This window comes from Pseudomonas sp. TUM25319, assembly GCF_056388475.1.
In genome coordinates this window covers 2,671,819-2,690,363 of the sequence record NZ_CM150751.1, presented here as the reverse complement: position 1 = coordinate 2,690,363, position 18,545 = coordinate 2,671,819, and the positions used below count along the sequence as shown (strand labels likewise).

The window sequence follows — 18,545 nt, the reverse complement described above, 5'->3', positions numbered from 1 at the left end:
CGTGCCGCACGACAGTGCCTTGCGGCACCTGGCATCGTGGAACAAATGCACCGGCACAGACGATCAAGACATTGCGCCAGCCAAGGGCGTTAATGAGCGCCATGACGCGACCGACACACGGCCGCCGCCACACCCGCTTATTCCATTGTTCAAGGAACCACTGCCATGACCCTGACCGCAAGCAAACTGAATATCCAACTGAGCGAACTGGACGCGTGGGGCACCGTTGCCGACCTGGGTTCGGAGATTCTCGAAGGCGAAGTGCGCGCCTTCGGCAAGATGACCTTCGGCGCCCCCACCGACGCCACCAGCAGCGCCTACTTCGGCACCACCCAGGGCAAGTTCCGCATGGTCTATCCGTTCAACGAACAGGCCGTTGTAGTGACTGGCGCCGTGCGCCTGACCGATGAAAGCACTGGCCAGGTCACCGAGTACAAGGCTGGCGACAGCTGGTTCGTGACCAAGGGCACGCCGGTGCTGTGGGAAATCCTCAGCGAGAGCTTCGTGAAGCACTACTTCGCGGTCGCCTGATCGACACCGCACACCTCGATGGCCTCATCGCTGGCAAGCCAGCTCCCACGGTGTGGGAGCCGGCGTTGCCGGCGAATGAGGCGCTAAAACCTTAAACAGCCGCCTGCAACGACCCCGCAAACAACGTCCACATCGCCCGCAACCGCCGCTCGTACGCCGCCTGCCCGGCATAGATCAGCTCGACGATCAGGCTGTCCACCACCCCCAGGTACGCATCGACGAACAGCGCCCGGCGCTCGTCATCCAGCGTCGGCAACTGCCGCTGCAGCGCCTTGCCGAACACCTCGCCCATACGCCCCAGATAGCCCTCGAAACCCGCCGAAATCATCGAGCGCAGCTCCGCTGGCGGGAAGAATGCCGCCCGCAGCAGGAAGCGCAGATGCGCCGACGCCTGGTAGCGCTCGGACAGGCAACGCGCATACAACGCCCCCGGCAGGCCCTTGTCGGCGGCGAAACAGCCTTCGACATACACCCGCTCGAACTCCAGTGCCCGCTCGAAAACCGCCTCGAACAGGTCGTCCTTGCTGCTGAAATGGGCATACAGCGACGGCTTGCGCATACCCACCGCCACGGCGATGTCGTTGAGCGAGGCGGCGTCGTAGCCCGATTCGGCAAACTGCTCGACCGCCACCACGCAAATCTTCTCCGCCGAAGGCGAAAGGGTTCTCATGCAAAACATCTCCAATCAACAGGCATTCAAAGGCCGGCAAGGCAGTTCGGCACCCGGGGGCGCCATCATGCCTGACAACGGCAAGACCGGTCGCCAGGTGATTTCACAATCACTCTACCGACCGATCGGTAGCACGACTGGGCGAAGCTAAAGGCAACCCCTTTACAGGGTCAAGTCAGTCAGTGCGGGAACGTCTTTCTTACGCCAGGGCGAGGCCGGCCAGGCTGGTACTGCGGAAGTCCTTCGGCGACTGCTCGAACTGCTTCTTGAACGAGCGGCTGAAGTGCGCCGAATCGGTGAATCCCCACTTGTAGGCGATGGTGGTGATGGATTCGGTCTTGTGGATCGGATTGGCCAGATCGTCGGCACTGCGTTGCAGACGAGCGCGCTGGATGTAGCGGCAGACGCTGTCGCCCTGCTCCTCGAACAGACGATACAGATGGCGCACCGAGATGTTCAGGCGGTTGGCCAGGCTGACGGGCGTCAGGCCGGGTTGCCCCAGGGATTCGTCGATGACCTTCTGCACATAGCTGCGCAGGTCCGCCCCCTGCAACGCCGCCGGCAGGTTGCTGGCCTGATCGCTGCCTTCGATGGCCGAGCCGAGCAACGACAGGAACGCGCTGTGCAGCGCCTCGCCTTCGGCCTGCTCGCTCTCGCCCGCCGGCGCTTCCTTGCACAACTGGTCCATCAGCAGATGGAGCATGCGTCCGCAGGCCTTGCTCTGGGAGATCTTGCCGAAGATCCGCTGGTCGCTGCCCAACTGGCGACACACCTGCTCGCGCGACAGTCCCAGCGAAGCGTGCTCGATCAGGCCGAACGGCATGATCTCGCAGGCACCGACGGCATCCATCAGCAGCATCTCGCCGGGTGCGAGCTGCAGGCTGACGCCGTTCTGGGTGATCTGGGAAAAACCGGTGCGCTGGCTGACCAGGAAGCAGCTCTGGTCATTGTCGCGATCGGCCTTGAGGCCGTTGCGACGAATCACCCCGGCATTGGTGCGCAGGTTGGCCATGCCCAACCCACCCCGCGACCAGGTGGATATCTCGCCAATGAACAGCGAGCGGTTGAACGCAAGTTCGGTTTCAAAATACCCGCAGGTGGCCTGCATCGCCGCGTTCCAGCGATCCAGGGCCGAGCCGGTAGCCTGATGGATACTCATACGTACCTCCACAGTGGCATCTTGTTTTTGTCGGGCAATAGTTAACATCTTATCTATATGCGCGCAACAATTCTGTAAGCCCATGTGTGAAAGCACATAGAGTGCCAACCTGGAATCAGAGCCCTTGCAGCAAGCGTTTCAAGCCAATCAGCGCGGTCAGCAACAGGTCGCGCTGCTGTGGACTGATGCGGATATACCGACGAAAGGCCGGCATCCGGTTAACCACTTCACTACCGCCCATATGCTCCAGGGTCACTGCCCAGCGGCCCTCGCCGCGCTCCAGGCGCAGACGCTTGAAATCCAGCGGCATCAGCGCCTGGTACAGCGTCGGGTCCTGCTCGATGCGCTGGCGGAGGGTCTCGGCCAGCCCCGCCTCGCCCCCCTTCTGTTTCCAGCCGATCCCGGTGCGACGAATCGCACCACGATGATGCGCCTCCAGCCGGACCGTGCCCTTCGAGACGGCATCGCATTCCAGGCGAAACTCGCAGAGCACCAGGTGCATCAGCAGTTGCGACTCGGTGCGCTCGCGCACCTTGAACTCAAGGCCACCGGCCAGGGCAAAACGCGCCCGGCCGGCTTCCAGAACCTGGCAACCCTTGACGCCGAGATTGCGTCGCAGGTGCTCCAGGGTCACCCCCGGGCGATAGCCCGAGGGTGCACGGTCAAACAGTCTTTGCCACAGATTCGGCGTAGTAGTCGCCATGATGCGCTCCAGGTTCGTTGGCGAATTCCTTGGCCAGGACGTCTTCGACCACCGCCGGTTTGAACGGGTTGACCTTCTGCACCACCAGCGTCCAGAACAGCGCGTAGACCGCGGTGCCACCGAGCATCCAGGCGAACGGCACGTACACGTCGGCAGGGTTCATGCCGGGCGGGGTGATGAACCACATGCCGAGGAGGATGCCGACGCTGGACAGCAATTGCGGCAGCGGGAAGAACGGCGAGCGGTAGGCACGCGGCAGGTCCGGGCGACGGATGCGCAGGATCACCACCGACAGGGTCACCAGCAGGTACGCGGTACTCCAGGCGCACACCGCCGCCAGCACCAGGTGCATGATGTTGTCGGTGTTGCCGCCCAGGTACAGGGCGTGCAGGCACGGAATCAGCATCGCCACCAGAATGCACAGCAGCGGCGTCTTGAAGCGTGGGTGCAGGTAGGTGAAGACCTTCGGCAGCGCACCGTCCACGGCCATGCCGTAGAGGATCCGCGGCACACCGGCCATCAGGGTGTTGATGGTGGCGGCGCCGGCGAACAGGAAGCCGATACCCAGCCACAGCGGGCCGATATCACCCATCACTTGCTGGGCGAACTGCGGAATCGCCATCGGCGTGTCCAGCAGATGCACGCCGGAGGCGGCGTCCAGCACCACGTTCTCCACCTGGCGCTTCATCGCTGCGCCGTAGATGAACATACAGGTGGCCACGCCCAGCAGGCCGAGCGCCATGGCCCGTGGCATGGTCCGCGCCGAGCGGCGCAGGTCCGGCGCCAGCGGCGTCACGAACTCGCAGCCGACGAACATGAACATCGCCATGCCCACCAGCGACAGCACGGTGATCAGATCGGTACCGACCATCGACTCGCCGAACCAGCCATCGAGCTCCACCGCCGGCGCGGCGATCAGGCCCAGCACGCCGAACACCATCAGGGTGGTCCACATGCCAAAGGTCAGGATGATTTCAGCCTTGCCGAACGCGCTGACGCCAAAGGCGTTGAGCACGGCGAACACCACCACGAAACCGACGCCCAGCAGCCAGGAGCCGCCGGCGGATTCGGCCAGGGTATTGAGGTGCTCGAAGTTCACCAGCGCCATCACGCCGGCGAGGATGGTTTCCGCGGTCCCGGCGAAGACGTGGACGATCAGGTAGGCCGACAGCGTACCGGTGATCGCGAAGAAACGGCCCATGCCGCAGTTGATGTAGTCGTACACGGAGCCTGTGGTCGGCAGGATCGCCGCCGCTTCGGCGAAGGTCGTGGATTGCGCCAGCATCAGCAGCACCGCGATCAGCATCGCCATGGCGAAGGCGCTGCCGCCGATGCCGAAGCCCATGGTCGCGGTCAGGATGACGGGGCTGGCCATGATCAGGCCGATGGTACTGGCAAGGGCGGTGGGGAACCCGATCGTGCCCCGGTTCAGGTGCGCGCTGAGCGAGTCATTGAGCGACATGGTGAAGACCTCAAGTGCCGTTGTTATGGTTGTGCGTCACTGTGCGCCGCACTCCATTGCCACGTCTTGCCCCAGACTGCCGGGGGTTTTGTTGCTGGCTGCCAGGCCTTGAAGGGGTGTCGCCCGGGAAGGCCACATCGCCGCCGCCCCGGCTCCCTGCGTGGGAGCTGGCCGGGCGGCGATGAGGCCCTGAAGCTCTACGAATCAGGCCTGTCCATGCGCCTGCTGTTTCAACCGCTCGGTATCCACCCGCACGAACACCGAGTCCGCTGTCACGGTCAGCACATCGCCGGCCCAGACCTCACAGATCACCCGGCTCTTGCGCCCCAGCTCGCCCTCGACCCGTGCCTTGAGCGTCAACTCCACGCCCATCGGCGTCGGCTTCAGGTAGGTCAGCCCCAGATGCCCGGTCACGCAATCGATGCGCGGCAACGACCCCGGCTCACGCCCTTCGGCACGGTAGTGATACGCCATGGCGGTCCAGTTGGAATGGCAATCCACCAGCATCGCCAGCAGGCCGCCATAGACCAGCCCAGGCCAGCCGCAGAAGGTGCTGTCGGGAGAATGGGTGCAGAGCACATGGACACCGTCGTCGGCCCAGTGGCTTTTCAGGTGCAGCCCGCTGGGATGGGCCGATCCGCAGCCATAGCAGACGCCATCCGGCGCGGCCAGATCCTGTAGGGAAAGAGCGTGGGAATTCATGGGCTTCCTGTTTTGTTTTTGTAGGAAAGTTCAGATGTTAACGCTCTCGTCCTGCCTTTCCAACACACCCACCAATGTCCTGACCAATGCGTCATTAAGTCTCATATGGCTACCCGCCACTCCGGGAAGGAGTAAGCTAGCGCCTCAAGCCAAGCCAACCATCCGAACAAGGACCGCTGTGATGATTGCTACCGATGCTTGCTGGCACCACGCCGATGACGGTTCGCCCTGCGCTCACCTGCGCCATGCCCCGTACGCCGGCCTGTTCCTGACCTGGGGCGCGAGCCATGACTTGCTCAGCCGCGACTTCAGGGCCGACTACGACGCCGAGATCCAGGCCCTCGGCGAACGCCTGCTGACCCCTGCCCGCTTTTTCCAGCTGTGCTGCGACGGCCTGCTGGTGGACGAAGACCTCAACCGCCTGGGCAACGCCTTCGCCAACCATTACCTGAGCCTTCAGGCCCCTTCCCTGCCCAGCGACCTGCGCGAGCTGCTGGCCGACGACGCCGAGCCCGCCGCGAGCTGGGCCCACTACGATCTGCTCGAAGCCCGTCTGGACCTGCGTTTCGCCCAATGGCACGCCGGCCAGTGAACCTGGCGCGATAAAAACTGTCTTTGCGCTGGTGGCTTGTAGGGTTTTTTCCTACAGGCCCCGGGGACGTCCAACGGTTATCCCCTTTCTCACCCTTCGTTGCGCTGGCGGCAGGCATGCGGCCGGCGGTTTTCATTTTTCTTCTCGGGGAAGATAACCATGCGCCTGTTTCGCCCTCTCCGCGCACGCTCCGCCGTGCTCCCCATGCTGTTCGCCGGCCTGTTCTTCAATGCCGTCGCCCACGCCGAAGAACCCGCCAGCGACGACCGCTGGGTCAGCGACAGCCTCAGCACCTACGTGCGCAGCGGCCCCACCGATGGCCATCGCCTGGTGGGCACGCTCAAGTCCGGACAGAAGGTCAAGCTGCTGGGCACCCAGGGCAGCTACAGCCAGGTCCGCGGCGAGTCCGGCGACGTGGTGTGGATCGCCAGCAACGACCTGCAGAACGTACCCGGCCAGGCCGAGCACCTGCCGCAGCTGACCGCTCGGGTCGCGCAACTGGACGAACAGCTCAAGACCATCGACGACAGTTGGAAGACCCGCGTCCAGGGCATGCAGGAAACCCTCGATTCGCGCAAGGCGCTGATCGACGAACTGCAGGCCCGCAACCAGTCGCTCAACGAGGAACTGACCCAGGCCCAGTCACAACTGCGTGACACCCAGGCCCGCCTGGGCGATGAAAACAAACAGGTGATGATGCGTTACATGGTCTACGGCGGCAGTATCGCCGGTGCCGGCCTGCTGGCCGGGCTGATCATTCCGGCGCTGACCCGCGGGCGCAAGCGCAGCAGCGGCTGGGCCTAACCGCCAGGACACAGGGCGTACGGCCCGCTCGCCAACTGCTCGCGCAGAAACGCCACGCACGCCCGCACCTTGGCCGAGCTGGACGAGCGCACCGCCGTCACCGCCCAGATATCCGCCGGCTGGTGCCAGGCCGGCAGCACCCGCACCAGGGCACCGCTGGCCAGGCTGCCGGCCACGTCCCAGCGCGAGGCCATGATGATGCCGTGGCCGTCGTGGGCCCACTGGCGGACGATGTCACTGTGGTTCGACGCCATGGGGCCGGTGACCTTCACCGTTTCCGCACCGTTGGGCCCCACCAGCCGCCACACGCCGAAGCGGTCGTCGCGGCTGCGAAACAGCAGGCAATCGTGCTGGGCCAGGTCCGCCGCCACCTTGGGCATGCCCCGTCGCGCCAGATACTCCGGCGACGCCGCCAGCACCCGGGTGCTCTCGGCGATGCGGTGGGCGATCAGGTGTTTTTCCTGCACCTCGCCGACGCGGATGTCGATATCGAAGTTGTCGGCGATCAGGTCTACCCGCCGGTCCAGCAACTCCACCCACACCTCCAGCGCCGGGTACTGCCGGCGCAGCAGCGAAAGGATCGGCGCAATGTGCTCGCGCCCCAGGCGCAGGCTGGTGCACAGCCGCAACGTGCCTTGCGGCTCGCGCTGCCCGCCGGACAGCGCATCGACCATGGCACCGACGTCTTCGAGGATCTTCTGCGCCCAGACGAACGCCGCCTCGCCATCGCTGGTGATGTTCACCCGTCGGGTGGTGCGGTTGAACAGCTTCACGCCGAGCTGTTCTTCGAGGGTGGCGATGCGCTTGCTGACATGGGCCGGTGACAACCCGGTCTCGCTGGCAGCGGCGATGAAGCTGGAGCGCCGGGCCACTTCGCAGAACAGCTGCAGGTCGCGCAGCAGGGGCTCATTATTCGCTGTAAGCACATTCTGATTCTTCATTACGCCCGATTATCTCCTGGGACTTTTTATTTAGCCTCTCACAAAACCTGCCTTGCCGCACAAGCCAGAACAACAAGAGAGACCTATGAAGAAGATCCGCATTGCCGTCGCCGGCGCCGGCCTGATCGGCCGTCGTCATATCGAACTGATCCAGGCCAGCGCCGAGTGCGAACTGGCCGCCCTCGTCGACCCCTTGCCTGCCACCGCCGCCTTCGCCCAGAGCCTCGGCGTACCGCTGTACAGCGACCTCGACAGCCTGCTGGCGGCACAGCGCCCGGACGGCGTGATCCTCGCCACCCCCAATCAGTTGCACGTCGAAGGCGCCCTCGCCTGCGTCGCCCACGGCATTCCCGCGCTGATCGAGAAACCGGTGGCGCACACGTTCGAAGAAGGCAAACGCCTGCTGGCCATCGCCGAACAAGCCGGAGCGAAGCTGCTGGTGGGGCACCACCGTGCCCACAGCGCCATCCTGCAGAAGGCCCGCGACGTCATCGCCGAAGGCGTGCTCGGCAACCTGGTGGCGGTGATGGGCAGCGCGTTGTTCTACAAGCCCGACGACTATTTCGACGCCGCGCCCTGGCGCCGTGAAGCCGGTGGCGGCCCGGTGCTGATCAACATGATCCACGAGATCGGCAACCTGCGTTCGCTGTGCGGCGAGATCATCGCGGTCCAGGCCCAGGCGTCCAACGCCACCCGCGGCTTTGCCGTGGAAGACACCGTGGCCGTCAGCCTGCGCTTCGCCAGTGGCGCCCTCGGCACCTTCATGCTTTCCGACACCGCCGGTTGCGCCCGCAGCTGGGAGCAGACCTCGCGGGAAAACCGCGACTACCCCAGCTACGACGACGAAGACTGCTACGTACTGGCCGGCACCCAGGGCTCGCTGTCGATCCCGACCATGCGCCTGAAGTACTACGGCAAGCGCGAGGACCGCTCGTGGTGGAAGCCGTTCGAGACGGCCGTGGCAAGCCTTGAGGAAGCCGATCCGCTGGCGCGCCAGTTGGCGCACTTCTGCCAGGTGATCCGCGGCGAGGCCGAGCCGCTGGTGAGCGTGCGCGACGGGCTGCGCAATCTGCAGATCGTCGATGCCATCAGCGAGGCGGCGCGGACGGGGCAGATCGTTTCCACCGAGCAGTTGTAAAAACCTTCTGGGCCTCATCGCTGGCAAGCCAGCTCCCACAGTGTGGGAGCTGGCTTGCCAGCGATGAGGCCCTAGAAAACACAATAAAAACAACAAGAGAGAACACTATGGCTCACGACAACACCCGACAAACGAAAAAGGCCACCGCCAGCGGCTGGGTCGGCTCCGCCCTGGAGTACTACGACTTCTTCATCTATGCCCAGGCTGCGGCACTGATCTTCCCGCAGATCTTCTTCCCCGCCGGCGACCCGAAACTGGCAATCATCGCCTCCCTCGCCACCTACGGCGTCGGCTACCTCGCTCGGCCGGTCGGTGCCTTCGTGCTCGGCCACTGGGGCGACACCCGCGGGCGCAAGCACGTCTTGCTGCTGTGCATGTTCCTGATGGGCATCGCCACCTTCGCCGTCGGCCTGTTGCCGACCTTCAACCAGATCGGCTACTGGGCCCCGGCCCTGCTGGTGGTGCTGCGCCTGATCCAGGGCTTCGCCGTGGCCGGCGAAATCGCCGGGGCCAGCTCGATGATCCTCGAACACGCGCCGCCCGGACGCCGCGGCTTCTTCGCCAGCTTCACCCTGCAAGGCGTGCAGGCCGGCCAGGTGCTGGCGGCGGCGATCTTCCTGCCGCTGGCCTACTTCATGCCCGAAGAAGCGTTCAATAGCTGGGGCTGGCGCATTCCGTTCCTGCTCAGCGCCGCCGTGCTGATCGCCGCCTTCATCATCCGCCGCGAGGTCAACGAGCCCGAAGCCTTCGTACAGAAAGTGGAAAACGTCACCCGTACCCGTTCGCCCATCCGCGAAGCCTTCAAATACAGCTGGCACGGCATGCTGGTGGTGTTCGGCGTGTCGCTGATGAACGTGATCCCGGTGGTGACAACCATCTTCGGCGCCGCCTACGCGGTACAGCCGGCCTACGGCGTCGGCTTCGACAAGAGCGTGTACCTGTGGATCCCGGTGGTGGGCAATATCGTCGCGGTAATGGTGATCCCCTTCGTCGGCAACCTCTCCGACCGCATCGGCCGGCGCCCGCTGATCATCGGCGCGGCCATCGGTTGCGGGCTGATGTCCTTCGCCTATCTGTACGCCATCAGCATCCACAGCGTGCCGCTGGCGTTCGCTGCCTCGCTGCTGATGTGGGGCACGATCTACCAGGGCTACAACGCCATCTTCCCGAGCTTCTTCCCCGAGCAGTTCCAGACCCACTACCGGGTCTCGGCCATGGCCGTGGCGCAGAACATCGGCTACATGATCACCGCCCTGCTGCCGGCGCTGTTCACCGCCGTGGCACCGCCCGGCTCGGACAACGTGCCGCTGATGATCGGCGCCATCACCTGCGTGGTCACCGCGATCTCGGCCATCGCCGCCTGGAGCGCGCCGGAAACCTACCGTACCCCGCTGGACCAGCTCGGCAAGCCCGACGCCGTGGCCCTCGACAAAACCATCTATGACGCGCAACGGGCCCAGGCCCTGCGCACCACCCACTGAGCGGAATCGACCCCCATGCAGACCCTACTCGTCCTCAACGGCCCCAACCTGAACATGCTCGGCCTGCGCCAGCCCGAAGTGTATGGCCGCGAAACCCTGGCCGACGTCGAGGCGCTGTGCCGCGCCGCTGGCGAGCGCCTGGAACTGGACATCGAGTTCCAGCAGACCAACCACGAAGGCCAGATGATCGACTGGATCCACCAGGCCCGTGGCCGCGTCGCCGGCATCGTCATCAACCCCGGCGCCTGGACCCACACCTCGGTGGCGATCCACGACGCGCTGATCGCCGCTGAAGTACCGGTGATCGAGGTGCACATCTCCAACGTCCACCGCCGCGAGGCGTTCCGTCACCACTCCTACGTATCGCTGGTGGCGCAGTCGGTGCTGGCCGGTTTCGGTACCCACGGCTACGTCCTGGCCATCACCCACTTCGCCCGTCAACTGCAAGGAAGCCAGCCATGAAAACCCTCGGCAACCCGACCCAACGCCTGCGCCTGGGCTTCGTCGGCGGCGGCCTGGAGTCGTCCATCGGCTCCACCCACCGCTACGCCGCGCACCTGGACGGCCACTTCGAACTGGTGGCCGGCGTCTTCGCCCGCGACCCGGCGCGCAACCGCGCCGCCGCGGAGGCCTACGGCGTCGCCCCTGACCGCATCTACCCGGACTTCCAGACCATGGCCGCCGCCGAAGCGGCGCGACCGGACGGCATCCACGCCGCCGCCATCATGGCGCCCAACGCCGTACATGTGCCGGCCAGCCTGGCGTTCCTCGATCAGGGTATCGACGTCATCAGCGACAAGCCGCTGGCCGCCACCCTCGACGAAGCCAATACCCTGCTGGAAAGGGTCCGTCGTGGCCCGGCGCTGCACCTGCTGACCCACAACTACAGCGGCTACCCGCTGATCCGCGAAGCCCGCGAACTGATCGCCAGCGGCGCCCTCGGCGAGGTACGCCTGGTCCAGGTAGAACATGCTGCCGGCTTCGGCACCCATGCCCTGGAACAGCAAGGCGCCAAGGCCCTGATGTGGCGCACCGACCCGTCCCAGGCCGGCGCCTCGTCGGTGCTGGCGGATGTCGGCGTGCATGCCCACCAGTTGCTGCGCTTCGTCACCGGCCAGGAAATCAGCGAAGTCTCGGCCGAGCTGAGCACCCTGGTGCCGGGCCGAATCAGCGACGACAACGCCCACGTCAAACTGCGCCTGGGCAATGGCGCGCGCGGCCTGCTCTGGGCCAGCTTCGTCGCCGCCGGCCACCGCCATGGCCTGCAACTGCGGGTGTTCGGCTCCAAGGGCTCGCTGTACTGGCACCAGGAAGACCCGGAGCGCCTGGAAGTGCGCTACCAGGACCAGCCGCACCAGATCCTGCGCCGTGGCGAAGCCTGGCTGAGCGAGTCGGCGCGGCTGTCGACCCGGATCAAGGCCGGCCAGCCGGAAGGCCTGCTGGAAGCATTCGCCAACATCTACAGCGAAGCGGCCGAACGGATTCGGGCGCGCAGGGAACAGCGGGCGCCGAGCGCGCAATCGCTGCTGTGCCCGACGGCGGAGGATGGGTTGAAGGGAATGAACTTTATCGATGCCTGTGTCCGTTCGGATCGGGCCGAGGGGCGCTGGACCGAGATCAACTAGCCTTTCCAACGCTCAGCCATTTCATGGCTTCAGTTAGGAATTTTCCTATATCTACGCCGCTGGCCAGCCTGCAGGATCTCCAGGGAATGCTTTCCATGGAGATCCTGCAGGCATGGCCGCTCAATCTGATCTGCGCTTTACCTTCAACGGCGGTAGCAACGATACGTTCGACGTCGTCGAATTCCGCCTGACCGAAGGCCTGTCCGAAACCTTCCGTCTCGACATCGACCTGAGCTGCACCAACCCCGCCGTCGACTTCGCTGAAATCCTCGACCGCCCGGCGCTGTTCACCCTCTGGCACGGCGAGCAGCCGGTGCGTTACGTGCACGGTTCGGTCAGCTCGTTCCAGCAAGGCGACACCGGCTTTCGCCGCACCCGCTACCACGCCGTGGTCGAGCCGCGCCTGGCGCGCCTGAAACTCACCTCCGACTGGCGCATCTTCCAGACCCTCAACGTGCCCGACATCGCCACCGCGATGCTGAAGAAACACGCCTTGACCCTCGACTACGAGCAGCGCGTTACCAACCCCCATGAGGTAAGAGAATACTGCCTGCAAGCGGGTGAGACGGATTACGCATTTACTGAGCGAATTCTGAGGGAAGAAGGCTTCTTCTACGGTTTCCGGCACAGCGCCGAGGGCCACCGCCTGATCCACTGCGACCGCCTGTGGATCTTCGGCAAGCAGCCCGACCCGCCGGTGGAATACAACGCCAAGCCTGGCGGCGACCGCCCGGGCCCGGCCCTGCACCGGTTCATCTACACCGAGAACGTGCGCACCGCCCGCCAGGTGCAGCGCGACTACAGCTTCAAGAACCCCAAGTACAACCAGCAGACCCGCCGCGAGGCCAGCGACCTCGACCATCAGGAGCGCGGCTACGAGCGCTACGACTACCCCGGCCGCTACAAGGGCGAAGCCGGCGAGGCCTTCACCCGCGACCGCCTGCGCGGGCTGCGTGGCGATGCCTGCCAGGTCATCGCCGAAGGTGACGATGCGCGGCTGGTGCCGGGCATCTGTTTCGACCTCGTTGGTCATCCCCGCGAAGACCTCAACCGCGGCTGGCGCCCGATTCACCTGGAGCACCACGGCAAGCAGTACACCAGCCTTGCCGAAGACAGCGCCGATGCCCGCCAGGGCACCCACTACAACTGCATCGCCACCCCTGGTGCCCGACGACACCGAGTGGCGCCCCGAAGCCCTGCCCAAACCCCGTATCGACGGCCCGCAGCCGGCCCGGGTGGTAGGCCCGCCAGGCGAGGAAATCTACTGCGACGAATACGGCCGGGTGAAAGTGCAGTTCCCCTGGGACCGTGAAGGCAAGGACGACGAGCACAGCTCCTGTTGGATCCGTGTATCGCAGAACATCGCCGGTGCGCTGTGGGGACACATGGCGATACCGCGCATCGGCCAGGAAGTGATCGTGTCCAACTTCGACGGCGATCCCGACCAGCCGGTGATCACCGGCAGGGTCTACACCGCCCTGCAGCGACCGCCCTACGAACTGCCCCGGCACAAGACCCGCATGACCATCAAGAGCCAGAGCCATAAGGGCAACGGCTTCAACGAACTGCGCTTCGAGGACGAGGCGGGGCTGGAAGAGGTGTTCATCCACGCGCAGAAGGACCAGAACAACGTCGTCAAGCATGACGAAACCACCTTCGTCGGCCACGACCGCAGCGAGCAGGTGGAGAACGACGAGACCCTCACCGTCGGCCATGACCGCAAGGACACCGTGGGCAATGACGAAACCCTGCTCATCGGGCGCAACCGCCGCCACCGCGTCGGCGAAGACGATGAACTGGTGATCGATCGCAATCACAGCATCAGCACCGCGGGTGATCGTACCGAAACGGTTGGCAATCACCGTTACGACAGGACGACCGCCGATCACTGCATCGAGATCGGCGGGCACCTGCAACAGCAGGTGCAAGGCGAGGTCAGCCTGCAAGCGGGCCAGCGCATCGTGCATCGCACCCGGGTGCTCGAAATCCAGGTGGCCGACGCACTCACGCTCAAGGGGCCTGGCGGTTCGCTGAGCATCGATGCCACCGGCATCACCCTGGACGGCATTGCCATCCACGCACGGGGCCCCATGACCATAGACCCGGGCGCAAGCAGCAACAGCATCGTCATGCCCAGCGCTCCGGAGGCGGCCAGTCCTGTGTGCGTGGGATGCCTGCTCAAGGCGATAGCCGAAGGTCGCAGCCTGATCAAAATGGAAGGAGTGTTCGCCGGATGACCCCTTTTGCAGAAGACCTGATCATCCAGCTTCACCAGACACCGGGCCTGCGCTTGACGGCCATCCTCGAAATGGCTCGCGTACCGCCCACGACGCGTGCACGCCTGATCGAGCACTTCCAGGAAGCGGCCTACCCGCTCCTGTCCCAACCGTGCTTTGCCAATCTTCGGGACATCGGTCCCTGGTTGTTCTCCTCCGGACAGCGCCTGAGCGTCGACAGCCAGTACGACCTCCATTGCACCCTGGTCGAAATCGCAGGCGATGTACCCTGCGCCTGGCTGCTCAGCGCGCTGGAGCCGCCCCTGCTCGCCAGGCACCTCGGACAGGCAGCCGCCGCCCGTGCGCCGGATGGCGACACCTACCTGCTGCGCTTTTACAGCGAGCAGGCGTTTCCGGTGCTGCACGCCCGCCATGACCTGCTGGGTATCGCCGAATTGCTCGCGCCCATCCATTCATGGTGGGCATTGGAACCTCACGAGCGTCGCAACTCCTGGCGCCACTACAGCGGCGGCCACCGACCGGAGCAGCACGGCGTCCTGACCCTCCGGCTGGACCAGGCCTGTTGGGATGCCCTCTCGGGAGAGTCGCTGTGCTTCCAGTTGGCTGAACTGCTTCGGGAAGACGTCGCCCCCGGGAACCCTGTGCGTGGCCAGGGCGTCCGGCTTGCACGGGTGCGCCGACTGCTGGCCGAGGCGCACGAGAACGGTGTGCACCGTCCGGCAGACCAGAAGGACTACGTCATCTTCCTGACCCGGCATGGCCCGGACCTGCGCGCAAGCCCTGCCTGGCAAGCGGCCCTGACGGATGTCCGGGACGCTGCCCAACCTCTTGCACTGGCGCTGAAACAACGCCTTTTCCGAAATTCGAAGTGAGTCGTCATCCATGAACCGTTGGGAAGAAACCTTTGCACTCTGCGAGAACAGCAACACGTTCCTGGAAAGCCTGAATCCTGGTCCGACCGTCTCCTGTACCCGAACCTTGTCGTTTCTGCCCCTGCGCTATGGCGCGGTGGGCGGTGACACCGCCCAGAGAGGACTGCTGCCGTTCCTGCCGCCACACCTGAGCCGCCCCATGCAGGTGGGCAGGCTCAGCGAGGCCGGTTATGCCCTGAGGCCGCTGCGCGAGGGTTTCCTGTACGTCCTCGTCAGACGCAGGGAAGAACCCTTCGCCTGGCACAGCCAGTACCGCGTGTCCGACCTCGCCTCGCTCGAATACATCGATGCCGACCAGCCCTGGGCACCGGCGCCATCACCCTTTGTCGGGGAAAGCGGCGTCAAGGGACTGACCTGGATGCTGCGGATCCACGACATGGACGGCATCGAGGACCTGCGCTTTCTCTACAGTCCCGTGCCCTTGACCCAAGCGGTGCGGGAGAAATACCGGCAACTGGAAAAGTACCGCGCCACCATGACCTCGGTGGACATCGCCGGGCTGATCGCGCAAGAGCCGCCGCACATGAAGGACGTGCTCGACCATGACGCCCTCGAACTCATCGCCGAGTATGCCGCCGACGGCAAGCCGGCCCTCAAGCAACACCTGACCGCCCAGGCCTTCGCCCCTCTGCTTGCGCCACCGCGGCAGGCGGTGCGCGCCGCAATGCGACCCGACGCCGGTGGCAAGGCACGGCGCGGGGTGGCCGTCGTGCTGAACGACGCCCTGGGCATCGTTCAGGAGCTCAATGCCTGGCGCAACGCAAGCAGCGAGTCGCTCGAGGCATTCATGGCGCAGGAGGATGAGGAGAAGGTCGATAACCATCGCAAGTTCACCATTGCCTTCGCCATCGACAACATCAGGAAGCTGGTGGAAGACGACGCCGAGGCCCGCTACTACGCCCATCAGAAACAGATCGGCGTACGCTACACCGACCCTGAATACCAGGCCGGCAATCGCTATGCCGTGGTGCAGTCCTCCGGCAACTACCAGTCCTTCCGCAATCCGTCACACCAGATGCAGGTGCAGAAAGCAGCCGTCCAGGCCGGACGTGCCGAGAGCTGGAACCAGTACGCAGGCTACATCGACGAGGACAGGCGTCAGGCCTTTCTCAAACGCTACCACGCCGAAGTCGACAAGGCCGACGCCGCCCGGAACGCACGCACGGACGATCACCTGCTCTGGCTACAGAGCGAACAACTGCAGCAAGCCCTCGACCTGTTCGACCGCAACGACACGGAACAGGCCCTGCTGTTCGAAGACCAGATGGGCAAGGCCATGACCGGGATGAACGCTACCGAAGCCGGCCAGGCCCTGCTCGATCGGTGGCGCGAAGCCGACCCGTCCCTTGAGAACCTGTACTGGCGGTCGCTGGCGCAGAATCAGGAAGCCGCCGAAAACGAAGTCGTCTCCCTGTTCAACGAACGCGACCTCCTCGAAAACCTCGACTCCGCCGCCCTGCAGGACCGGATGAAGAAGCTCGCCGCCCTCTACGACAGGGGTCATGCGCTGATGGACGCACTGGCCGAGGGGACCGGAGGGCCCCCTTCAAGTTACCTGGTGGGCGGCGCGATGCTGATCAACACCTTGGGCAACTCGCTGTTCCAGAACAAACCCGCGGCCGTGCTGGACAAAGCCGCCAACCGGGTCGCCATGACCCTCCTGCATGCCCAGTTGGGGCGTTACGCCAGGAACATCCACTTCGAGACCCGCGGCGGCAAGCCACTGAGCCGAGGCGCCGAAGCACGCATCGACCGCGCCGCGACCCGCGGCTTCGACGACGCCCTGCGCGGCGGAAGCCGGGGCCCCATGACCGAAATGCGCCTGGGCGGCGTGCTGACGATGCTGGAAATGTGGAACCTGTACAACCGGCTATTGGTCGAGGACAAGGGCAGCAGGCAGTACATCGAGGCAGTGTCGGCGGTAGTGGCGCTCACTGCTGCGGGCGTGGAACTGGCTGCGGCTGCGGTGGCATTCGGGGAACGTAGCGGGAATGCCGCGGTTCAGCAGGGGGCCAAGGTCTTTGGGGGCAAGTTGCGACTGGGCGCTGGAGTTCTGGCGGGGGCGGCTGGGTTGGTGGGGGCTTGGTATGATGGCCAGGATGGCTACGACAACCTTGGCCTCGGTAGATACTCCATCGCGAGCGTTCTCTTTTTACGCGCAGCTACTCAGATAGGAGCGGCAACACTGTCGGTCACGGTCGGTCTGGCTTATGCAAAACCCTACCTCGAATATTTGCTCAAAAAATACAGCACACGTCGAATTCTTGGTTTAGCAATGAGATCAGCTCTGCAAGCTTCTTCTGCGCTGGCCTTACGAATGGTTCCGATGCTTCGTATGTTCTTCGGTCTCAATATCGTACTGCTGGCACTGATGCTGGTTGAGATATTTCTGCTCCCCAACCAACTACAACGCTACCTCGATAGCTGCACATTCCGCAAGGAGCGCACAAATAAACCTATTGAGTCCCAGGCAAAGGAAATAGAAACCCTGCAAAATGCGATAAAAGGAACTCTTTAATGTACTTCCTCGAACGAGGTTTCCAGTGGTCCAAAACCTTGATCACTTACGAAGAGGCCCTGGAGGATTTAAATAACCAACAGCGGCAACCTGGACAGCCCGAACTGCACGCACCTGAGGGAGTACAAGATTCCGTTTCGGATCAGCCCCACGCCAACTCATCCATCTATACACACAACAAAAAATACATCGACTCCCGAACTCCAAACGATGAAAAAAGAGGAATAATCAGCATATTCTTTTTGAGTGCTTGCGGGATCATCTTGCAAGGTCTTATTGGCACAACCTATTTAGCCATAAAGAGAATACATTCCGGATACCGCCACGATGGAAGCTTAATCACAAACACAGATTATTTTTTCCTTATAGCATTTCCACTATTCTGGCTACTGGTATTAATAGTTTATCTAAAATACACAATTCGATTCATTCGCTTGGAATCCTTCACCGCTCGCCGCATCATCGTCCGCTTCAACCGCATCACCCGCAAGGTCTACCTCCTCCGCCCCAAACACCTGGGCGGTATCCGCATCATGGACTGGGACAAGACCGAGATCCTTATCGACAAGAACATGAGCGAGCTGGAAGGCACCGGCGGCTTCGTCATCCTGGTCTGGGACAAGGGAGATGGCGTGGATCTGAATGGCACGCCCACCGACAACATCGAAGTCACCTTCGTCGGCAAACCCACCCGCAACGCCAGCGAGTTGCTGGCCTTCTGGGAGTACATCCGCCGCTACATGGAAGAAGGCCCGGCCGCCGCCCCTGCACCGGAAAAACTCATCTGCAAGTTCCCCTGGCCCTGGCTCTCGCTCAAAGCCGCCTGGGGCCTGGACACCAGTTTCATACGAACCCGGGAACTGCGGATATTCGTCCTGCTCAACCTGCTGCTGTGGCCCGTCATATTGATCCACGCCACTGGCCACTGGTTGTCGTTGTTGTTGTGCTACGAGCCAAGGTTTCCGAAGGTGATTGAGAAAGCGGGATGCTGACCAACAACTCTGCAACATACGCCATTTCATAAAAATCATGCAAAACGCAATAAAGGGC

General features: G+C 63.8%; 18 protein-coding genes. 12 read left to right on the top strand and 6 right to left on the bottom strand.

Annotation, left to right across the window (positions count from 1 at the left end; genetic code table 11):
* Positions 1–165: 165 nt before the first annotated feature.
* Positions 166–531 carry a cupin domain-containing protein gene (locus tag AC05QJ_RS12775; protein ID WP_476747204.1) on the top strand — a complete coding sequence of 122 codons (366 nt, stop codon included), beginning with the start codon at positions 166–168 and terminating at the stop codon, positions 529–531.
* A 91-nt stretch (positions 532–622) separates the two neighbouring features.
* Here the strand turns inward: AC05QJ_RS12775 and AC05QJ_RS12770 are convergent, their stop codons facing one another.
* The 5 genes from AC05QJ_RS12770 to AC05QJ_RS12750 all read right to left on the bottom strand — a co-directional run bounded on the left by AC05QJ_RS12770 (position 623) and on the right by AC05QJ_RS12750 (position 5,227).
* Positions 623–1,201, bottom strand: a complete 579-nt coding sequence (locus tag AC05QJ_RS12770; protein WP_476747203.1) for a TetR/AcrR family transcriptional regulator — start codon at positions 1,199–1,201, stop codon at positions 623–625.
* A gap of 199 nt (positions 1,202–1,400) precedes the next feature.
* On the bottom strand, positions 1,401–2,360 hold the full coding sequence (feaR, locus tag AC05QJ_RS12765; RefSeq protein WP_476747202.1) for a transcriptional regulator FeaR: 960 nt from the start codon (positions 2,358–2,360) through the stop codon (positions 1,401–1,403).
* 115 nt (positions 2,361–2,475) lie between these two features.
* On the bottom strand, positions 2,476–3,063 hold the full coding sequence (locus tag AC05QJ_RS12760) for a DUF3156 family protein (RefSeq protein ID WP_476747201.1): 588 nt from the start codon (positions 3,061–3,063) through the stop codon (positions 2,476–2,478).
* A complete protein-coding gene (locus AC05QJ_RS12755; RefSeq protein WP_476747200.1) occupies positions 3,023–4,525 on the bottom strand; it encodes an APC family permease in 1,503 nt (500 codons plus the stop codon). The genes AC05QJ_RS12760 and AC05QJ_RS12755 overlap by 41 nt, the downstream gene beginning before the upstream one ends.
* A gap of 204 nt (positions 4,526–4,729) precedes the next feature.
* Positions 4,730–5,227 (bottom strand): PaaI family thioesterase, encoded by a 498-nt coding sequence (locus AC05QJ_RS12750; protein WP_476747199.1) that lies wholly within the window; start codon positions 5,225–5,227, stop codon positions 4,730–4,732.
* Between the two features lie 181 nt (positions 5,228–5,408).
* Here AC05QJ_RS12750 and AC05QJ_RS12745 point away from each other — a divergent pair, with 181 nt between their 5' ends.
* Both AC05QJ_RS12745 and AC05QJ_RS12740 read left to right on the top strand, forming a co-directional pair.
* Complete coding sequence (locus AC05QJ_RS12745; protein WP_476747198.1) at positions 5,409–5,819, top strand: DUF7832 domain-containing protein; 411 nt, start codon at positions 5,409–5,411, stop codon at positions 5,817–5,819.
* A 159-nt stretch (positions 5,820–5,978) separates the two neighbouring features.
* Positions 5,979–6,623 (top strand): TIGR04211 family SH3 domain-containing protein, encoded by a 645-nt coding sequence (locus AC05QJ_RS12740; protein WP_476747197.1) that lies wholly within the window; start codon positions 5,979–5,981, stop codon positions 6,621–6,623.
* Here the strand turns inward: AC05QJ_RS12740 and AC05QJ_RS12735 are convergent.
* Positions 6,620–7,564, bottom strand: coding sequence for a LysR family transcriptional regulator (locus AC05QJ_RS12735; protein ID WP_476747196.1), 945 nt, complete (start codon positions 7,562–7,564; stop codon positions 6,620–6,622). The two genes, AC05QJ_RS12740 and AC05QJ_RS12735, sit on opposite strands and share 4 nt — an antisense overlap.
* 85 nt (positions 7,565–7,649) lie before the next feature.
* On the opposite strand from AC05QJ_RS12735, the gene AC05QJ_RS12730 reads away from it, so the two are divergent.
* The 9 genes from AC05QJ_RS12730 to AC05QJ_RS12690 all read left to right on the top strand — a co-directional run bounded on the left by AC05QJ_RS12730 (position 7,650) and on the right by AC05QJ_RS12690 (position 18,487).
* On the top strand, positions 7,650–8,702 hold the full coding sequence (locus AC05QJ_RS12730; protein WP_476747195.1) for a Gfo/Idh/MocA family protein: 1,053 nt from the start codon (positions 7,650–7,652) through the stop codon (positions 8,700–8,702).
* Positions 8,703–8,809: 107 nt separating this feature from the next.
* Positions 8,810–10,183, top strand: a complete 1,374-nt coding sequence (locus tag AC05QJ_RS12725) for an MFS transporter (protein WP_476747194.1) — start codon at positions 8,810–8,812, stop codon at positions 10,181–10,183.
* A 15-nt stretch (positions 10,184–10,198) separates the two neighbouring features.
* Entirely contained in the window at positions 10,199–10,645 is a 447-nt protein-coding gene (gene aroQ, locus AC05QJ_RS12720; protein ID WP_476747193.1) for a type II 3-dehydroquinate dehydratase, read from the top strand.
* Positions 10,642–11,808 carry a Gfo/Idh/MocA family protein gene (locus AC05QJ_RS12715; RefSeq protein WP_476747192.1) on the top strand — a complete coding sequence of 389 codons (1,167 nt, stop codon included), beginning with the start codon at positions 10,642–10,644 and terminating at the stop codon, positions 11,806–11,808. The genes aroQ and AC05QJ_RS12715 overlap by 4 nt, the downstream gene beginning before the upstream one ends.
* 112 nt (positions 11,809–11,920) lie before the next feature.
* A complete protein-coding gene (tssI, locus tag AC05QJ_RS12710; RefSeq protein ID WP_476747191.1) occupies positions 11,921–13,120 on the top strand; it encodes a type VI secretion system tip protein TssI/VgrG in 1,200 nt (399 codons plus the stop codon).
* Complete coding sequence (locus tag AC05QJ_RS12705) at positions 13,005–14,045, top strand: type VI secretion system Vgr family protein (protein ID WP_476747924.1); 1,041 nt, start codon at positions 13,005–13,007, stop codon at positions 14,043–14,045. The genes tssI and AC05QJ_RS12705 overlap by 116 nt, the downstream gene beginning before the upstream one ends.
* Positions 14,042–14,917: a DUF4123 domain-containing protein gene (locus AC05QJ_RS12700; protein WP_476747190.1), complete on the top strand. Its 876-nt coding sequence runs from the start codon at positions 14,042–14,044 to the stop codon at positions 14,915–14,917. Before AC05QJ_RS12705 ends, AC05QJ_RS12700 begins: the two co-directional genes overlap by 4 nt.
* Before the next feature lie 10 nt (positions 14,918–14,927).
* A complete protein-coding gene (locus AC05QJ_RS12695) occupies positions 14,928–17,495 on the top strand; it encodes a T6SS effector BTH_I2691 family protein (RefSeq protein ID WP_476747189.1) in 2,568 nt (855 codons plus the stop codon).
* A complete protein-coding gene (locus AC05QJ_RS12690) occupies positions 17,495–18,487 on the top strand; it encodes a DUF6708 domain-containing protein (RefSeq protein WP_476747188.1) in 993 nt (330 codons plus the stop codon). The genes AC05QJ_RS12695 and AC05QJ_RS12690 overlap by 1 nt, the downstream gene beginning before the upstream one ends.
* The last annotated feature ends 58 nt before the right edge of the window (positions 18,488–18,545 follow it).